This window comes from Methanolobus tindarius DSM 2278, assembly GCF_000504205.1.
Lineage (GTDB): Archaea > Halobacteriota > Methanosarcinia > Methanosarcinales > Methanosarcinaceae > Methanolobus > Methanolobus tindarius.
Genome location: NZ_AZAJ01000001.1, coordinates 3137294 through 3151883, shown reverse-complemented (window position 1 = coordinate 3151883; position 14590 = coordinate 3137294). Strand labels below are relative to the sequence as shown.

Sequence of the window (14590 nt, the reverse complement as noted above, 5' to 3'; positions counted from 1 at the left end):
TCCATCATATGCTGTGAAAGCAGAGGCATACGCAAAGACTCAAACCTCTTTTAACTATGAAAATACACCATTGGAAATTGAATACTATGCAGATCAGGTAATATCAAGTGGAGAAGGTGCATGGTGGTACTCAGGCTTCATTCTTTCAAATGATACAACGATGTCCCATCAAACAAGTGGTGGAGGACATTACGCACCGGATAATGGTATAGCCATACGCCAGCCGCTAAATGGATATGGAAGTGCAGGCGCGGCTATTGACGTGGATTCATATGTTGATACCTCATCCACTTCAGTATATTACACATCTGATAATCCCGGTTCGCACAAATTCAATCTCATAGTGGATAACGAAAATGTGACTGTATATGTGGATGATGTAATGGTTGCAGAAAACGTAGAGCATAATATCACAGGCTATGATTCCTATATCTATTTCCTGCGTGCATCAGACCAATACATATGGAACACACAGAAATGGGACTATGTCATAGTTAGACAGCATGCTACTGATGAACCCACTTACACTATTTCAGAAAATATTGAGGAGATTAGTTTCAGCAATAAGAAGGTCATTAGCATTTTACCATCTTCATCAGGTACTTTGACGGACTACCAGATGAGTTTCAATATTACCTACGAACCTGAAATGCAAACGGATTTCGATGATATCAGGTTCACCGATAAAAAGAATACACCTCTTCCATACTGGATGGAGTCAATTACAAACTCAAATTCTGCAAAAGTGTGGGTGAAAGTACCTGAGATAAATGCAATAAGCGGAGCAACTATCAAGATGTACTATGGTAATTCTGCAGTTGAATCAGAATCTAATGGAAATGATGTCTTTGAGTTCTTTGACGATTTCTCATCTTCACTTGATCCAGATAAATGGACAACGGTCTACAATACTCCAAATGGAGGTAGTTGCGATGTGACTACTGAAGATGGGAAATTAAAGGTAAGTGTTCGTGGTCCATCATATGCTGTGAAAGCAGAGGCATACGCAAAGACTCAAACCTCTTTTAACTATGAAAATACACCATTGGAAATTGAATACTATGCAGATCAGGTAATATCAAGTGGAGAAGGTGCATGGTGGTACTCAGGCTTCATTCTTTCAAATGATACAACGATGTCCCATCAAACAAGTGGTGGAGGACATTACGCACCGGATAATGGTATAGCCATACGCCAGCCGCTAAATGGATATGGAAGTGCAGGCGCGGCTATTGACGTGGATTCATATGTTGATACCTCATCCACTTCAGTATATTACACATCTGATAATCCCGGTTCGCACAAATTCAATCTCATAGTGGATAACGAAAATGTGACTGTATATGTGGATGATGTAATGGTTGCAGAAAACGTAGAGCATAATATCACAGGCTATGATTCCTATATCTATTTCCTGCGTGCATCAGACCAATACATATGGAACACACAGAAATGGGACTATGTCATAGTTAGACAGCATGCTACTGATGAACCTACCTACACTATTTCAGAAAATATTGAGGAGATTAGTTTCAGCAATGAAGGCCGCGTCACTTTCACCTACGACTCCCTCGGCCGCAAGATAGCCATGAACGACCCTGACATGGGTAACTGGACCTATGAGTATGACCTGAACGGAAATCTTATCAACCAGACCGATGCACGTGGAATCTCAACGTTGCTTAGCTACGATGCTCTGGACAGGTTTACTGCGATAGATTACCCCAATGATGAGGATGTCAGTTTCACATATGATCTTGAATACAATGGTACGCTTTCAAGAGTTACAAAAGGAGCAATATCTTCAATATATGATTATGATGATCGTTATAGGGTTGAAGGAGAAACAATAGGTTATGTACCTGGTACCTCTGGTTACACCACATCCTATGAGTATGACAGTATGGACCGGCCCACAACAATAACCTACCCTGACGGTAACAGTGTCGACCTGACCTATAATGCACAGACTTTGCTGGAGAGTGTTGAGGGCGTTGTGGATAACCTTGATTACAATGCAAGGAACCAGATAACCACCAAGGAGCTTTCAAACGGTGTGGTTACCAGCTATACCTATGATGCTGAGAAACTGCTGCTGGACAGGATCTACACCGAGAGTCTTCAGGATCTTAACTATGAGTTCGACAACGTAGGCAATATCCTTGAGATAGAGGATAATGTGATGAACTCCGTGAAGACTTACGGATACGATGACCTAGACAGGCTGACCAGCGCGGATATGTCGGTCAACAGTGTTTCAACTTATCAACGTGATTTCAGCTACGATCAATACGGTTGCATACAGCAGGTGGATGAGAACAGTATCACAATATCCTCCTACGAATACAATCTGACACCTTTCCATGCCCCTGATACGTATAATGGAAACATTCTGGATTACGATGACAACGGGAATTTGGTTGAGGATGAAGATTTCATCTACGTCTACAACGATGCAAACCAGTTGAGCGAAGTCCGTTACTCATCAAACAGTTCCCTCGTGGAAAAATACTGGTACGATGCCAACGGTCAGAGAGGCAAGAAACAGAACTCTGCCGGTGAGTTCACCTACTACGTCAACCAGTTCTACGAGATTGAGAACGGAACTGCTACCAGCTACTTCTTCCGCGACGCTGAGCGCATAGCCAAGCAGACAGATGAAGGCATGGAATGGTATCTTTCAGATCATCTGGGCAGTACCACTTTGTTGGTTAACGAAAGTGGGCTTGAGGTTGAGCGTACTGAATACTATCCATATGGTGAGGTTCAGTCAGGTGGTCTGGAGAAGTATGGTTTCACGGGGCAGGAGAATGACATTGATACTGAATTGATGTATTACGGTGCTCGATACTACTCACCGGAGTACAGGATTTTTGTGCAGCCAGATACGATGTTGCCTGACCCGTACAATCCACAAGCACTGAATCGGTATGCTTACACGCTAAATAATCCGGTGAAATATAATGATCCAAGTGGACACTTTGTTGAAACTATACCTGATGCCGCGTGGCTAATACCCAGTGCAATATTATTAGCACTTGATCCGAGCCCAGAAAACAAGGCTTTTTTTTGTGCAGATGTTGCAGCGTTGTTAATACCAGGCGTTCCAAGTACGTGGATTGTAAGGTGGCCGAAGGCAGTAAAATTATTGGAAGCAACACAAGGATTTTTACGAATTAGCAAGGAATTATCAGGTGAAGAACGGTTCCTTTTTAACGCTTACAAATTTAATCGGAATTATTTTTTAAGTACTGGTACAGGGCTTGTAATTGATGGCATAGACGATAAGTTTTATTCCCAGGACAAAAACTCTGAATTTTTACAAGATAACTTCAATGGAAATGTACCGGATAGCTTTAATTTTGATGAATGTTATCGGTTAAGGTATGTTGCTGAAAATGGTCAAATGGTTAGTACTTTTGGAAAAGGAGATTTCTATTTATATGGTTTCAATTCAGACAAAACGAAGTCATTATGGATAAACATGGTAACTAACGAAATTAATATCGAACCGATGGAAGAAAATAATGACGAGGAAGATAACGAAGACTGATTTAAGTCTTCGTCCAAAATTATGTAAGTATAATAGGCTTGAAATTACATTTTTTCACGTTGAAAATAAACGCTAATTAATGTGGGAGATTTCTAAAATGGTGTGTTATGTAATTTAATTCATAAGGGGTGAAACATGGAAGAAAAATTCAATTATTACAGAATTATGTCAGCAGACTATTATTCTAATTTAGCAGTCAGTTCTACTTTAGTATTTTGGGTTGCATATGCTATTTTCTATTTACTGCAATTCATGCCACCAGATTTTATGTGGAGATGGAAAATAATAACAACATCGATAAGTGTCATTGCAATTATTTTCTTAGTTTGTCGGATACATTTTTTTTATTCAGTTTATATGAAAGGTGTGGATGTAACTGGTTACATCCATTTAGCCAATGCATACAAAAGTGGTGGTTCAAGGGTTGAATACAAATATGAATTTCAAGGTGAAAAATACTGGAGAGGAAATGCATTAACACATAAAATATTTTTCAGTAATAATTTTCGAGAAGGTGATGAAGTGATTCTAAGGATTGATTCTGAGAATCCAAAAAGAGCGGTGATCAAGGATATCTATTTTTGATTTATTTATGTCACCTACTACGTCAACCAGTACTACGAGATCGAGAACGGTACTGCCACTAGCTACTTCTTTCGTAATGATGAAAGGATAGCCAAGCAGACAGATGAACTTAGATTTTTAAATATTGAATAGCTACGATGTTACTCTAAACACGATACTCTAAATAACCCTTCAATAAATCGAAAGTGCCTCATCAACATCGATAACATCTACCTTGATCAACTGCCCAATCTTTTCCTTCATACTCAGCAGTGAACGTAGAGGGACAGCATATTGGTACGCAAGCACAACTAAAGGAGCGTCCTTTGGCTCTATGCTCAGGGCAGTTGCAAGGGCACAGTATTCAGGACGGCTGCGAACTTCTTCCAGAACCATCATTTCAAAATCAAGTGGTGTAAATGTGGTCTTGACAAAAGGTTCCCTGAAAATAGACCATATCGCTGTTTGAAGTTTATCGAGGTCATACTTCTTCTTGTTTCCTTCTTTCAGCACATTGTTGATAACTTCCATGGCAATGTACGGGGAAACAACAGGCTTCACATCACCTGACAGGACTTTTTTGATTAGGGAAACGCATCTTTCATCGGTTCCCAGAAAAGCGTGGATCCATATACAGGAATCCAGAACGATCATTATTGCTCCGTAAGATCACGGTGAGCCTGTGTCCTGTCCAGAAGGGGAAATATACTCTTTCATTCTATTGCTATCGTTTTAGTCCACACTCTTTAATTTCCGGTGTAAGTATGTACATACTAATGTATCTTTGACTAAATGGTGTCAAAAGTGGCACTTTCTTTGGTGTTTATATTATATTTTTTTCATAATCTGGCAATAGGTGTCAAAGGTGGCAATTTCTACACTGTATAAATAAAATGCCTATAAAATTCCTAAATTGATTACTATGGCAAAAGCAAATCAAACTGCTAACGGTGTTTCACTTGTTAAAGGTGGAACAGATAAGAAAAAGAATGCAACGTGGAAAACCAGAGCTTTACTGTGGGTGGGCTCCTGCATGGTTATGGCTTCATGCCTTGTAGGTAATGCTGCAGCAGAAAGCAACTACAGTATAGACTGGACTGCAATGGGTGATATGCTCGATGGTGTATCGGGAATAATGCCTAATTTTGGTAACTTGATAATGGCTGTTGTTCCGGTTATACTGATTCTCATTGTAGTGGGTTTCGTGACTGGATTCTTTGATGCTCTCCTGGATGGTATCAAAAACGCATTCAGCTTCTTGAAACACTGAGGTCAGGAGAGGGTAACACGAAAAAGTACACCATTTTTTTGATCTTCACTCTGGCTGTTACCCTCCTGATCCCATCTGCAGCAGCTGCAGAGAATATCACCATTTCTTTTTCGGATCTTCAACTAGGCAGAAACATTGACATTGAAGTGTACCAGCCAACGGCCAACGGTTCAAAGCTGGTAGGTCAAACAAACAGTACAGGATCCTTACAGCTTGACACAGGCTCAGACTATGTGTTCATTATCAGACCTGCAGAGGATGTATGGTTCCAGAATCCACTTAATGCACTGGAATTGTTGAGGCTGGAAATGCCTACATTTTTAGCATATTTACTGTGGGCTTTCGTTATTACTGGAGGCTTTTATGTTGTTTACAAGAGGTTAACATGAGGAAAATAATATTAATGGCGTTGTGCTTCTGCTTGCTGGTATTGCCTGCAAGTGCAGCTATAACAAATGGAGGTTTTGAAACTGGAGATCTTACAGGGTGGTCTACATTTGGGACATATACTCCAATGGCAAATACAAATTCCAATCAAATAGGTTCTTATTGTCTACTAATGAACAATCCTAGTGGTGATGCCGGAATTACACAAGTGGTAGACTTGACTAATGTTGATGGGCTTTCTTTCTATTATACTACTTCGTATTCCTGGGGAAGTGGATATTTTAGAATCTATATTGATTCTGATGTTGTGTATAATGTTACTACTCTTGATTCATGGAGTCAAGAAACTATAGATCTCTCCAGTTATAGTGGTTCTCACACCTTAAAAGTTGTAACAAATAATAGACGATTGTATGCAGATGAATTTGTATTAGTAGAGGGTGAACCTGATGCTATCTATTGGGATGAGTCCTCATATTCAGCCGGAGATATTTCAAACATCAGCTACACATATCCTTCTTACAGTGCAAGCAACGAGAATTTTATAGACATTAGGTCCTACAATTCTGAAAGCTCAGTATGGGAACTTGAAGAAAGGCGGATGGTCTATTCAGAATCTGGATCAATTCTCTATACTGTTCCTTCCTACTCATCAAGACAATTCAGAGCCGAGCTTATGACTCGTGCAAGCGTCCTATTTAATCCTACTGAAATAGCAAATGCAACAATGCAAATGAGTGCAGACGGTGCAGCCCTGGAATTTACAAAATACACGTATGACAGGGATGAGAACATGACATGGAACTATTACAACATGCCAGAAGGTTCCTTTATCGTGTTCCACAGTGGTCCAACTGCTGCAGATGCAACATACTTCCAGCAGTACAGTGTTTCAGGGAATGGATCAGCAGGATATCAGCTTCCAAGTAACGGACCTTATGGCGAGCTGTTCTACATTCGAGCGTATGACAGTGATGATAATTCACTAGGCTATGACTATGCTTATACAGAGAATGCTCCAACAGGTGAGGCCACACTACACGGACGTATAAGGGATGCAAGCACAGAGGCAGTAATCTTCGGAGCAACTGTCACTGTAGCAGGTGAATCCACAACAACGGACAGCAGCGGAGATTATACACTCACAATCAATAAAGGCACATGGAATATCTATGTATCTGCATCTAACTATGTTGACAAAACAGTTTCAGATTTTACCTTCTCAGGATCATCCTATAGCTACAATCCATACCTAACACCAAGCCCCGCAGCATTATCTACACTTTATGGCAGTGTTTCAGCTGCAGATAATGGAGCATCTATCTCCCAGGCAACTGTAACCGTGTACAACAGCTCCAAAACAAAGTCAGACATAACGAGTTTAGGAGCCTTTGAGATCAATGGCCTGGCAGATGGCCAGACCTACACGATTAAGGTAACACAGGACTATTTTGAGACTTACCAGAGTACTTTCACTTTTGATGCTGACGACAATGTACTCTCTATTGAACTTACCAGAAAGTCAGAGGAAGAAGAGGAAGAGGGTGAGGGTGAGGAGGGGGGTGGCCTCTCAGATGATGACGATGGCAGTAGCTCCAGCAGCTCGGATGATGAGTACAGGGCAGGAAGGACTGCAGCCAAAGATGTATTAGAGGAGTCTGAGGCGAATGTGGGCCCTATGTACTCTATGCTGATTGTGATTTTCTTTATGGCAGCTGCTAAAAAGGGCTTGAAATGAAATTTAAGGCTGTTGCTATTTGTTTTATTTTGTTGTGTTTAACATCAATAGCGTTAGCAGCAGAAACTTATGAGCAAGATGATGTAAATTACATAGACTATGAATGTCCTGACGGTTATCTTATTAGTGGCGTAAATCTTGACAATATTCAAGAAAATTTTAATAGTACTACTGTGCTTGATGCATATGGCAAAGAGTATGTCCTTTATATAAACAATACTAGATCAACTATTGGCTGGTGGACCTTTTATGTCTCTTTACAGTATCCAAACGGAACCATTGTGTCTTCTGAGCCACTGGACTCCTTCCAACCATTCGCAACGGATGCAGATATCAAAATCCAACCATTCTATGGGGAGTTAGATAGCGAGTTTGATGTGGATGTGTATGTAGGTATATTACCTTTAACTGCTACTTTTTACGAAAGTTCATTATATGATTTATACACAGAAATAGCTTACAGTGATGTTCAAGCCTCCTGCACTAATGAGTTTGATTTCAAAGCAACCTATGTGACAGCAGAGGAATTCCAGGGCATCCTTGACGATTCCCTCACCGAACTAATTACAGGTAGCACTGATCTTTTCTTTGATTGGGCTTGGGACTCTATCCTGGCATTCGTTGAAATGATCCCAGGTGTCGGTCCATACATGGCCACAGCTCTGGAAATGAGTGCTGCAATCATTGCAGAAGTATTCTTCTACCTAGATCTTTTATTCATAGAGTATCCGGAAACAACTCTTATGACTATCGAGTTTTTCATACTCGGTGGTACTCTACTCAAAACAAAGAAAAAAGACAACATGTGGGACATGATAGCTAACTATGTCTCGCTGCATATCTCCGTTATTGAGTTCTTTTATGATTTTGCTATTAGAACCATCGCACTGCTTGTTGACTTGATCAAGATGGTTGCATCCATTGTCAGTTCACTTAAACCAATATGAGGCGAAGCTATGGCATTAAATAATAAGGTTCTCTTTAACATCGTGTGGGTAAACGAAGTTTACCCGCCATCAAGAATATCATTGTATTCCTACACTTCTCAGTCTTCAATCCATATGATCTCTTAAAAGCAGTTTTAATTTTGTTGTTCAATCCTTCAACAACACCGTTGCTGATACCTTGTTTGATTGATTCCAATATCCCATGAGAATTTCTTTTAATCATCTTGGCCAATGTGATAATTTCCTTGATGTTGCTATGTGTTCCCCAATAATGCCATTTGTCAAGATATTCCCTCGCTACCTCTATATTTTTTATATCCCACAGACGTTGAAGTCCAAGCTTAAATCTGTAAGCTTTTGCTGTTTTAGTATCCAAATCTTTGATTGATCGAATCTTAGCTATTTCCCTATCCGATAGATTTTCAGGATTTTTCAACCACATGAATCTCGTTTTACCCAGATCTTTATTTGTTTGATACTCCTTTCTTCGAACCTTATCAATTGCATCATTCATCATTTTGACAATATGGAACTTATCGTAAACGATCTTAGCATTTGGGAAATATTCCCTTGCTCCACCCCTAAAAGCAGGATACATGTCCATTGAAATATACTTGATATTATCAGGGTCTATTTTTCTGGAAAGAACTTCCCTGAAGTTCTTGAAAACACTTCTTTTCTTTCCATTTTCAATATGAATTACTCTTGATTGATTTAGATCATAGAACAAGGTCACATAGCTGTGACCTTTTTTGACAGATATTTCATCTACTCCAATAGTATCTAACTCAGAGAGATCCATCTTTGCTCTGGCTTCTTCAACATAATGAGCTAGAATTATCCATACAGAATTTTCATGAATATTGATCAATTCAGCAATTGAAGAAACACTCATTTCTTTGGACATTGCAACGATTAGTGCTTCGAAAAATAATGTAAATCCAGTATTTTGTCTTGTCCATGGAACTTCAACAAGTTTTACATCATCTCCATCACACTTTGTTCGGGGAACTCGTGCATGAATGTATGTTTCATGATGGAAGAAATCAAGGTGTCTCCATACTTTTTCTTTGGTATCATGGAGATCACACAGTTTGTTGCAAACTGGGCAAGGGAACTTCGTTCCCTTGGTAAAATCTAGATAAATATCCATTCTTTTCTTAGAAACATTAAGATCAATGTCTTTCACATACCATGGAGGGGTTATTCCCAGAGCCATTTGAATCAAGAGTTTATCGTCCATCCAATATGGATTGGATGAACAGAATATTAAATTACCCACTCAATCTTGAGGAGATCCATCTTTTGTTGTTCTTCTAACATTATTGATTAATGGTTTCTTTTTGTATCTTTTGAATGTCGGTGAAACTTATGCATCAAATAGCATATTTAACTGGAGCCAAATTTCTTATGTAACATTTATAATATCTGTTTTTAGCATTATTCTTTATTCTGTCAAACTTGTTGATTTTAATAAAGATTCAAGTGAAGAGCAACAAAATGATAACCATTTTTCTGATGATTTTACTAAGTTAATTAAATCACACATTAAGGCATTTCTAATGAATAGAAAAAATGTTTTTACTTGGTATGATGGACTTCTAGTTTCTGTTTCATTCCTCTTTTTAACTTTTCTCTTAGCTGATATATTAGTCAGTTTCATTATTTCATTTTTGATATTTGCTGTGATACAATTCATATTGAATAAAATTAATAGTGAAGAGACAAATTCATAAGTAAGTGAACTTTAAATCCTCCTTCCTCATCTTCTAATACGAACCCCTACCGCAAATCAAACCGCATACAACGTGTTCGCAGTGGTGGTAATGTTAAACGCTTGAGCTACCAAAAGAAACTTTCTGGTTCAAGTACTCTGTTTTCTAGTAAATGTACTGATTAACGTATCCGGTGCCGGAATTTCGACTCCCCTCACAACACCCAATATTATCAATAACCCAAAATATATATGCCACCTCACCAAAATTATTATCATGAAGACCATAACAAAGCTCAGAATTCTTTATCCGGTATGGACTGTCATAAGCATATTTTCGTTGTTATATGCGCCGACACTTGCAAGCGAATCTACACTCTTTAAAGTTGGTCAGTTAGGTCAGATTGTTGTACAGGTGTTCCAGATAGTGATTGCATTATTGCTGTACAAATTATTCATGGAGATCGATAAGGAACAGTCATCCCTGATAGTCGTATTCGGTTTATTAGGGGTACCTTTCTCAATGATGGCAATAATCATGCCTGAAGCAATGCACTTAGCAGAAGTCTTCTGGGGACTCTGGCTTATACCAATTGGTACACTGGTAATTAAATCAGGAATGTTCCCGAAATGGATTGGATATCTATTATATGTCGGATCCTTAGGATACCTGGGAGCAACCGTCTCATATTTCCTTATAGGATATGTGCCATCCTTTGTTGATTATTTCACAATGGGTGAGCTTGTATGGGTAATATGGATAACCTTTGTAGGTGCAAAAGAGATTCAGAATTGATTTTAAGACAATAATGTCCTGTAATTCGGAAAAAACAGAAAAACTCACTCATTCTTTTTCTGATTTTCAATGGTAAAAGTAAAAGTACTGCCCTTTCCCTCTTCACTTTCAAGCCAGACTTTTCCGTTATGCATTTCAACAAACTTTTTAACAAGAGCAAGTCCAAGACCTGTGCCACCATATCTTCTTTTGCTTGAAGCATCCACCTGTGTAAATGGACTGAAAATCTCTTCCTGCATTTCTGCCGGAATGCCGATACCAGTATCTTTAACAGAAACCTGAATCCCATTATCTGTTTTGTCTATACTGACAGAAACTTCGCCATTTTCAGGAGTGAACTTGATAGCGTTAGTAAGGAGATTATACAAAATCTGCCGTAATTTGGCTTTGTCTGCATGGATATTCATCTCATCTACATTGTTCTCCAATATGAACTTTATATTCTTTCTTACTGAAAGTGAAGACATGGAATTTAGAGTTTCATCGATAATTTTGGAGATTATGAAATCCTCACATTCAAGATCCATTTTGCCAGCTTCTACTTTTGACAGGTCAAGAATACCATTTATAATTTCAAGGAGATGCTTTCCACCTTTGTTGATATTATTTATATACCCAAGTTGTTTTTCAGTAAGCTCTCCAACTGTCCCTTCTTGCAATATATCTGAAAAACCTATAACTGCAGTAAGTGGTGTGCGTAATTCATGGCTCATATTTGCCAGGAATTCTGATTTGATACGGTTGTTGTGCTCAGCCAGCATTTTTGCTTCTATTAATGAATGCTCTGCTTTTTTCCGTTCAGTAATATCTTCTGAAAAAATCACAATACCGCCAATTGTTCCATCAAATATTTTCCATGGCCTTACTTCCCAATGTAACCACTGTATAGTTTCATCCGCGCGTTCAAAACGATCCTCTTCGTTACTAATTACTTCTCCTTCCAAAGCCCGACGATGCACCTCTTTCAATTCATCAGTGAGCTCAGGGAATATCTCATAATGTGATATTCCAATAATGTCCTGTTTATCAAGGGAAAAGTCATCCATCCAACGACGGCTGGCAGATATGTATCTCATTTCCTTATCAAACATTGCCAGAGAAGCAGGTGCATGCTCAATGAACAGCTTTAACTTTTCTTCACTATCATGCAACGAGTTGAGCAATCCATCCCTTTCTTCCAGTGTCCTTGCAAGTTTGATGTTACTATAGCTCATCGATGTCATGACATTGGTCAATTGCATATAGAATTCCATTGTTTCTTTGATAGTTTCCTGATTCCAGTGTGGAACCTTTTCAAGTGCATCAAAGTATTCTTTTTTATCGAATCCATATTTTTTTGCCTGGAGCTTGAATGTCTCATAGGGTATTTCCTCCTCCTCCAGGAAGAATTGGCCAAGAAGCAAATTTCCCATATGAGTTCCACCTACTACTATAGGTGTCGCTACATCCCACATATTGTTCTTGCATTTGTAAGCCTTGAATTTGCCTGGCTCTACACCATTGCTCAATTCTCTATCACTTTCAATGCAGTGCTTGCAACTCTCTGGATTCTTCCGGTGGAAGTTCATGCAAATATCCTGCCAACCGGTAGCAATCAGGATGTTGCCTTCAAGATCGATTATACCAACAGAAATATGTGTCAGATTATAAAAATTCTGCATAAGTATTTCCATGGGTTCTTTGTCAATAATATCTGTAAGTTCCAGTTCTGCAATATCTCCTTCCGGCTCCATAATTGCGTTCAACTTACGTCTTACGCAACTCTCACTTTCAAGCAGTTTTAATTCTGCCTCTTTTATTATGGTTATATCCTGTAATGTACCTGTTAATTTTACAACCTTATTACCTTCCATTACAGGTTTTGCAATTGCTCTGACCCATTTATAATCTCCTCTTCCTGAGATCATTTCCAGATCCAGTTCATATGGTTCAGCGTTTTTAATTGCATCGTCAAGCGCTTTTTTCAGTATCTTTTTTGATTCAGGAAGGAAGAGTTTCAGGCTTTCTCCCGGGTTTGAAACATCTTCTATTCCCTGGATTTCCTCAACTTCCTCTGTCCATGTAACTTTATTTGATTTAACATCCAGCTCCCACCCACCAATTTTAGCAATTTCTCCTACTTCACTGAGAAGCGCTTTACTTTCCTTGAGTGCGATCTCAGATTCTTTTCTTTCAGTGATATTCTCTGAAAAAATAATTATTCCGCCTATAGTACCATCGGATGCTTTCCATGGTCTGACTTCCCAACGAGTCCAACGAATACTTCCATCAGGTAGCTTAATTCTATCTTCTTCCTTGCGGACGATATCTCCTTTCAGAGCACGTTGATGTGCTTCTCTGACTTCGTTATTTATAAAGGGGTAAACTTCATAATGTGACAGTCCGATGATATCCTCAGTACTACCGAGTTCTTCAAGCCATTTTCTACTTACGGCTATGTGCTGCATATTCCGGTCTAGCATTGCTATGGTCACCGGTGCATGCTCAATGAATATCTTTAGTTTTTCTTCACTTTCACGACGTTTTTTCTCAGCATTTTTGTATTCCGTTATGTCCTGAAACGATCCGATTATCTTTACATTTTTACCATTTTCTATTGTTGGGCGACCTCTTGTCCTTATCCATTTGTGATTGCCTTTTCCAGTAATCAATTCCAGTTCAAGATCATATGGTTTCGCTTTTTCAATAGCATCGTTGAACGCTTTTTCAACTAGTTTTCTCGATTCAGCCGGATAAAATTCAAGAGTATCTGCAACACTTAGATCAGAGTCCATCTCTACTTCATGTATCCTGTAAACCTCAGAAGTCCATTTACCATTTCCACTTGCCACATCATACTCCCATCCACCTATTTTTCCAATTCTTCCAACTTCATTCAGTAAAGCTTCACTTTCTCTTAGTTCATTTTCTGCTTTCCGGTGGGAAATAAGCTCCCCGATACCATCAGCAACTATTCGTAGGAGGTCTATATCATTTTCATCCCATTCACGGGCTTTTTCACAATCATCAAAGCCGATAAACCCCCAGAAATCCTTACTGGCATAAATAGGGATAATAAGTACTGAAAGAATACCTTGCTCTGAAAGGATTGTTCTCTCCGGGTCTTCAAGTTCTTCTACTAAATATGCAAAATGATGTCTGTTTTCTAAAACAGTTAATAATGTCGGTGTAGCTTCATTATAAGAAATATGTTGCAGTTCAGGATTGTTAATCTGGGGTTCAATACCTTGAGAAACTGCTTCATATATCTGGGACATGCACAGACCACGTTCAGGATCAGGTTCATTTTTAAAAATATAGGTTCTGCTGTTGTCTACAACCCTGTGTACGATCTTAAGTATTCTGGGTAAGATATCATCTATACTCCCCGGCTCAAGTAAAGTACGCATGCATTGTACTGTTGCATGCTCATAATCAAGTCTTTGTTTAAGTAAAAATTCGTTTTTTTCCTTAGTTTCATTATGGTCAGATGCATTTATTTCTGGATCTTTTAACTCCATTTTACCAGTTCCCATATCCAACATCAAAAGCGTGCCAAATTAGAAGCATGGATACTTATTAACAGAATCTATATAATTCATTGTATATAAATAAGACAATTTCTAATATAGTTTTCTCAGT

Annotated in this window: 10 protein-coding genes; 7 read left to right on the top strand and 3 right to left on the bottom strand. The window is 38.8% G+C overall.

The window, feature by feature from the left end:
* Together METTI_RS14845 and METTI_RS14840 are read left to right on the top strand one after the other, a co-directional pair.
* The coding region (locus tag METTI_RS14845) for an RHS repeat domain-containing protein (protein ID WP_023846651.1) at positions 1 to 3553 on the top strand (3553 nt) is incomplete at its 5' end.
* Positions 3554 to 3688: 135 nt separating this feature from the next.
* Positions 3689 to 4138: a hypothetical protein gene (locus METTI_RS14840; RefSeq protein WP_023846650.1), complete on the top strand. Its 450-nt coding sequence runs from the start codon at positions 3689 to 3691 to the stop codon at positions 4136 to 4138.
* Between the two features lie 171 nt (positions 4139 to 4309).
* Here METTI_RS14840 and METTI_RS14835 read toward each other — a convergent pair whose 3' ends face one another.
* Positions 4310 to 4771, bottom strand: coding sequence for a PIN domain-containing protein (locus METTI_RS14835; RefSeq protein ID WP_023846649.1), 462 nt, complete (start codon positions 4769 to 4771; stop codon positions 4310 to 4312).
* A 268-nt stretch (positions 4772 to 5039) separates the two neighbouring features.
* Between METTI_RS14835 and METTI_RS14830 the strand changes: the two genes are divergently transcribed.
* Genes METTI_RS14830 through METTI_RS14815 form a run of 4 tightly spaced genes read left to right on the top strand, consistent with a single transcriptional unit; the run spans position 5040 to position 8459 of the window.
* The gene (locus METTI_RS14830) at positions 5040 to 5387 is read left to right on the top strand and encodes a hypothetical protein (RefSeq protein WP_023846648.1); all 348 of its coding nucleotides are present in this window, start codon (positions 5040 to 5042) and stop codon (positions 5385 to 5387) included.
* A 38-nt stretch (positions 5388 to 5425) separates the two neighbouring features.
* Complete coding sequence (locus METTI_RS14825; protein ID WP_023846647.1) at positions 5426 to 5776, top strand: hypothetical protein; 351 nt, start codon at positions 5426 to 5428, stop codon at positions 5774 to 5776.
* A complete protein-coding gene (locus METTI_RS14820) occupies positions 5773 to 7512 on the top strand; it encodes a carboxypeptidase regulatory-like domain-containing protein (protein ID WP_023846646.1) in 1740 nt (579 codons plus the stop codon). The genes METTI_RS14825 and METTI_RS14820 overlap by 4 nt, the downstream gene beginning before the upstream one ends.
* Positions 7509 to 8459 carry a hypothetical protein gene (locus METTI_RS14815; RefSeq protein ID WP_023846645.1) on the top strand — a complete coding sequence of 317 codons (951 nt, stop codon included), beginning with the start codon at positions 7509 to 7511 and terminating at the stop codon, positions 8457 to 8459. The genes METTI_RS14820 and METTI_RS14815 overlap by 4 nt, the downstream gene beginning before the upstream one ends.
* A gap of 34 nt (positions 8460 to 8493) precedes the next feature.
* Here the strand turns inward: METTI_RS14815 and METTI_RS14810 are convergent, their stop codons facing one another.
* On the bottom strand, positions 8494 to 9702 hold the full coding sequence (locus METTI_RS14810; RefSeq protein WP_023843742.1) for an ISL3 family transposase: 1209 nt from the start codon (positions 9700 to 9702) through the stop codon (positions 8494 to 8496).
* Between the two features lie 748 nt (positions 9703 to 10450).
* Here METTI_RS14810 and METTI_RS14800 point away from each other — a divergent pair.
* Complete coding sequence (locus METTI_RS14800) at positions 10451 to 10969, top strand: DUF4386 domain-containing protein (protein WP_023846643.1); 519 nt, start codon at positions 10451 to 10453, stop codon at positions 10967 to 10969.
* Positions 10970 to 11013: 44 nt separating this feature from the next.
* Here METTI_RS14800 and METTI_RS15450 read toward each other — a convergent pair whose 3' ends face one another.
* On the bottom strand, positions 11014 to 14469 hold the full coding sequence (locus tag METTI_RS15450; protein ID WP_169729127.1) for a PocR ligand-binding domain-containing protein: 3456 nt from the start codon (positions 14467 to 14469) through the stop codon (positions 11014 to 11016).
* Positions 14470 to 14590: the final 121 nt, after the last annotated feature.

Excerpts from the sequence above, each read along its gene's own strand:
- METTI_RS14840 (WP_023846650.1), top strand. The coding sequence starts at position 3,689 with ATGGAAGAAAAATTCAATTATTACAGAATTATGTCAGCAGACTATTAT.
- METTI_RS14835 (WP_023846649.1), bottom strand. The coding sequence starts at position 4,771 with ATGATCGTTCTGGATTCCTGTATATGGATCCACGCTTTTCTGGGAACC.
- METTI_RS14830 (WP_023846648.1), top strand. The coding sequence starts at position 5,040 with ATGGCAAAAGCAAATCAAACTGCTAACGGTGTTTCACTTGTTAAAGGT.
- METTI_RS14820 (WP_023846646.1), top strand. The coding sequence starts at position 5,773 with ATGAGGAAAATAATATTAATGGCGTTGTGCTTCTGCTTGCTGGTATTG.
- METTI_RS14815 (WP_023846645.1), top strand. The coding sequence starts at position 7,509 with ATGAAATTTAAGGCTGTTGCTATTTGTTTTATTTTGTTGTGTTTAACA.
- METTI_RS14810 (WP_023843742.1), bottom strand. The coding sequence starts at position 9,702 with ATGGACGATAAACTCTTGATTCAAATGGCTCTGGGAATAACCCCTCCA.
- METTI_RS14800 (WP_023846643.1), top strand. The coding sequence starts at position 10,451 with ATGAAGACCATAACAAAGCTCAGAATTCTTTATCCGGTATGGACTGTC.
- METTI_RS15450 (WP_169729127.1), bottom strand. The coding sequence starts at position 14,469 with ATGGAGTTAAAAGATCCAGAAATAAATGCATCTGACCATAATGAAACT.